Raw genomic sequence first — 4,140 nt, 5'->3', positions numbered from 1 at the left:
CCCCTTGTCCCCCTTGTCCCCCTTGTCCCCCTTGTCCTCTATTCCCACACCCTCTGTACTCAACAAAATCGTCGGTCGTCCTGTCTCTTGTGCTACTTGCCCAGCAACTAAACCTAAGACACCAACTGCCCATTGGGGGTCTTCTAAAACGATGACGCTGGTGGTTGATAAGTCTAACTGAGCAAGCTTTTGAGTTACTTGTTGAGCAACGTCTTTCTGTAAAGATTTACGTCTGCTGTTTGCTAATTCTGTTTCTTCTGCAAGTTTATTTACGCGCTTTTCGTCGCGACTGGTCAGTAGTTCTACACAAAAAGAAGCATCGCCTTGAATACGGCTGACAGCGTTGATTCGTGGACCCAAACCAAAGGAAATATCTGTGGGGCGATCGCCACTTTTCTGGCATAATTCTAATAATCGCCCTACCCCCGGACGCCTTCTCGTTGCTGGAAGCTGTTTAAAGTCTTCTTGCAATCTTTGAATTCCTAACTGCGCTAAGTAGCGACAATCTCCACTTAACTGTACTAAGTCCGCAATTAATCCCACTGCCACTAAATCTAATAAATCTTCTAGTGCTTGTTGAGGTACTTTCGGTAAGCTTTGATAAAGCGCTTCAACCAACTTGTAAGCTACCGCCACACCAGAAAGGTGAAATAATGGATGTGTATTTGGCAGATAGCGGGGATTGATAATTGCTGTAACTGGTGGACGTTCAGCAGGTAATGTGTGGTGGTCTGTAACAATAATATCTATGCCTTGTTCTTTAGCATAAATAATTTCACTGATATTTGTGCTGCCAGTGTCGCAAGTAACTATTAATTTGCAAGCTTGTTTTGCCAGCCGATCAATGCCTTGATTATTGAGTCCGTGGGATTCTGTTATCCGATTAGGGATGTAATAATTTAACTGCGTATTATGTGGAAAAAACTGTCCTAAACCATCCCACAGCACCGCAGTCGAGGTGATACCATCGGCATCAAAGTCTCCCCAAATAACGATTTTTTCCTTTTCATCCCGCGCTTGTTTTAAACGTCTGATTGCTAGCAGCATTTCTTCACCAAACTCAAACGGACTTGCGGGTTGATAAGCTTGAGGGTTGACAAAATTAGCTAGTTGTGATTTATCTTTGATGCCTCGTTGCCATAATAACTGCGCTGCGTAATGTCCGCTTTTATTGGGGGTGTAGTGTTTTACCGCTTCGATAAACCATTCTGGGGGTTGTTCAGTTGCGACAATATTCCACTGCTGTTGCATTTAAATAAATTAATAATGTGAAAGCTGAGTCATATCATGTCAGGTTTATTACTTAGAATGTAAAGACGTTCCGGTGGAACGTCTCTACGTATGACCCTGCAAATGTGTATTGCATGAGTCTAAATCGGATTTTGTTCGTCGGTTGTTTGAGGTTCGTTGACGAGGGGATTGAGGACTACTTCACTACCAATTCCATCAGGTTTGCGTGGACGAATGGCAGGACGCGATCGCCTATAACCAGCTCTTTCTGCTTTTTGATGCTCATAATCAATTAGTCTGCCATAATAATCATGCTTGCTTAAATTCATCGATAAGAAAATATGCTGGCGGATATTCCCGAAACCTTTGCGGTTAAAAAACTTCACTGCTGGTGTATTTGTCGGATCGGTGTCTACCAACATAAACCGCGCTCCATCTTCAATCATGCGTGCGACGACTTTATCAACCAGCTTATCGGCTACTCCCCGACGCTGAAATTTGGGATTAACTCCTAACCAGAGAATATAACCGTAAGTCCAAGATGCTTTGGTGATAATAGTTCCCAAAATAAATCCGGCTACTTCCTCATCGATTTCCGCAACCAAACAATATTCTGGATCTGTGTTGTAAAGTCCAATCACCTCCCATTCATCCCAAGTACGGTATAAATAGGGGTATAATTCGCTGGTAAATAACTTTTCCCCCAAGTGGTAAACGGGGGCAATGTCATCAATTCCTAATTCACGGACATAAACTGCATCAAATTCATCAGAGTTCATATAATAATTTTGTTAATAGTTAGTTGTTAGTTGTTATATTATGTCCTGATAATTAACATTAATAAAATATCGCAACCCTCGTAGAGACGTAGCACAGAATCGTCTCTACAGTATGTGTGATAAGCCTGTCATGATATAATTTGCAGCCTCACTTGCTAATCCTCAGGGCTTTTATAAAGATACTTCTTGAATGGTAGCGAGATTAAGTAGGGTGTTGTCTATATTAGAAGCCGGATTTGCCGCAGACATGACATCACTAGAGGTTTGTGTGCGATCGCATCGAGTCGCAAATTGACAATATTCACAAGCTTTGTTACCTTCTCCTACTTGCGGAAATTGTTCTCCCTGCTGATAACGTTCTAACCAATTAGTTAACTTGCTTAATAGCTCCCATAGCTTCTTTGCCGTTTGTTCGTGTGCGGCAGTATTGTAACTAAACTTAATATTTTGCGGTTTGCCTTCAGATTGGACAAACCAGTAAGTCATAGAAATAGTTTCTGGTGGGTATTCGCTAGTTTCAGCCAACACATACATATAAAGACGTGTCTGCCAATTTTTTTCTAAATAGCGTTTATTTGGCGGTTTGGGAGAAGTTTTCCAATCGAGAATTTGCGCTTGCAGGTTATCTGCAATCAATAAATCATATATAACCGTGAGCAGATAATCTGAAAAGCGCAGAGTGCGGTAATGTTCGCTGTCGCGGAAAGTTTCGCTATTGGCATCCGTTAAAATTTCTGGTGCTGCATTGGCAAAAGCTGTCATCCAGCTTTGTAGTTGCGCGTCTTCTTGCAGAAAACTGTCAATTGGCAAACCCATTGTTTGCTGCTGCATTAGTCGGTGAAAGCGACTACCTAGAGTTTGCCCTTCTTGGTATTGTGGATCTAAGGGAGAATTGAGTTGTTGTAAATAGGTATGTTGATACTGACGGGGACAACGTTCTAGTAAGTTGAGTTGTCCTTGAGAAAGTCGCTGTAGTTGAGGTTGAGTTGAAAGCATGATTCTATTTTAGGAGATTGGGGAATGGGGGATGGGGAGAGGGGGGACTGGCTGTTAACAACTATTCACTATCCACTATTAACTATCCACTATTTACTATCCACTAACCACTATCCACTATCCACTAACAAAAATAAAAAATGCCCCAGAGTTTTCTCTAGGGCTTAACCAGGGTGCATCTACCACTCATCTCTACTAGGCAAAGAGTATTTATCCGGAAGGATACTGAAAAAATGCCAAAAAAAATTTTGGGGGGGAATTATCGTGTGGTGATTTATGAGTGATTGTACTGAAAATAAAAGTCAAAAAGAGTATGGGCAGTTGTTAGTACCAGCAGTGTATATTGTGGGAGCGGGTCCCGGCGATCCTGATTTACTAACGGTAAAGGCGCAGAAACTGCTGAACTGTGCTGATGTGATTTTATTTGCAGATTCTTTAGTCCCTGAAGAGATTTTAGAACTTTGTCGTGATGATGCGGAAATTATTCAAACGGCGAATAAGACTTTAGAAGAGATTTTGCCAATCATGATAGAACGGGTGCGATCGCATAAATCTGTGGTTCGTCTTCATTCTGGCGATCCGAGTTTATATAGTGCCATCCACGAACAAATGCAGCTTTTGGCTTCGTCAGATATTCCTTTTGAAGTTATACCAGGTATCAGCGCCTTTCAAGCCGCTGCGGCTAAACTTAAAATTGAGTTAACAGTTCCTGGTTTAGTCCAAACTATCATCCTCACCCGCATCAGCGGACGTACACAAGTCCCCGCAACAGAAGAATTAGCCAGTCTCGCACAACATCAAGCTAGCCTTTGTCTGTATCTGAGTGCGCGTCATGTGGCGTCTTCCCAAGCCAAACTACTAGAACACTACCCAGATGATACGTTAGTAGCAATTTGCTATCGCATCGGCTGGCAAGATGAAAAAATTATGGTTGTTCCCCTTGACAAAATGGCAGATTGTACCACCGAGGAAAATCTGATTCGGACTACATTATATGTAATTAGTCCTGCACTTTCGCAAGTAAAAGGGGAAGCGCGATACTCCAAAGGAGTCGCGTTGCGATCGCATTTATATCATCCCGAACACAATCATCTGTTTCGCTCGTATGGGCAGTGAGGAGGGGGAGAGGGGAGGA

The 4,140-nt window shown here is 42.4% G+C and carries 4 protein-coding genes; 1 reads left to right on the top strand and 3 read right to left on the bottom strand.

Translation table 11 applies throughout. The features are described 5' to 3' along the window. From OGM63_RS01750 to OGM63_RS01740, 3 genes are all read right to left on the bottom strand, one after another. Nucleotides 1-1,251, bottom strand: a 1,251-nt coding sequence (locus OGM63_RS01750; RefSeq protein ID WP_263743778.1) for a single-stranded-DNA-specific exonuclease RecJ, incomplete at its 3' end; no start/stop codon positions are given. Between the two features lie 119 nt (nucleotides 1,252-1,370). Then, nucleotides 1,371-2,009, bottom strand: a complete 639-nt coding sequence (locus OGM63_RS01745) for a GNAT family N-acetyltransferase (RefSeq protein ID WP_263743777.1) — start codon at nucleotides 2,007-2,009, stop codon at nucleotides 1,371-1,373. A 171-nt stretch (nucleotides 2,010-2,180) separates the two neighbouring features. Continuing rightward, nucleotides 2,181-3,005 carry a PD-(D/E)XK nuclease family protein gene (locus tag OGM63_RS01740; protein ID WP_263743776.1) on the bottom strand — a complete coding sequence of 275 codons (825 nt, stop codon included), beginning with the start codon at nucleotides 3,003-3,005 and terminating at the stop codon, nucleotides 2,181-2,183. Nucleotides 3,006-3,281: 276 nt separating this feature from the next. On the opposite strand from OGM63_RS01740, the gene cobM reads away from it, so the two are divergent. Beyond that, nucleotides 3,282-4,121 carry a precorrin-4 C(11)-methyltransferase gene (gene cobM, locus OGM63_RS01735; protein WP_263743775.1) on the top strand — a complete coding sequence of 280 codons (840 nt, stop codon included), beginning with the start codon at nucleotides 3,282-3,284 and terminating at the stop codon, nucleotides 4,119-4,121. Nucleotides 4,122-4,140: the final 19 nt, after the last annotated feature.

Source organism: Plectonema radiosum NIES-515 (assembly GCF_025753815.1).
Lineage (GTDB): Bacteria > Cyanobacteriota > Cyanobacteriia > Cyanobacteriales > Nostocaceae > Hassallia > Hassallia radiosum_A.
This window is presented reverse-complemented; position numbering and strand designations above follow the sequence as displayed.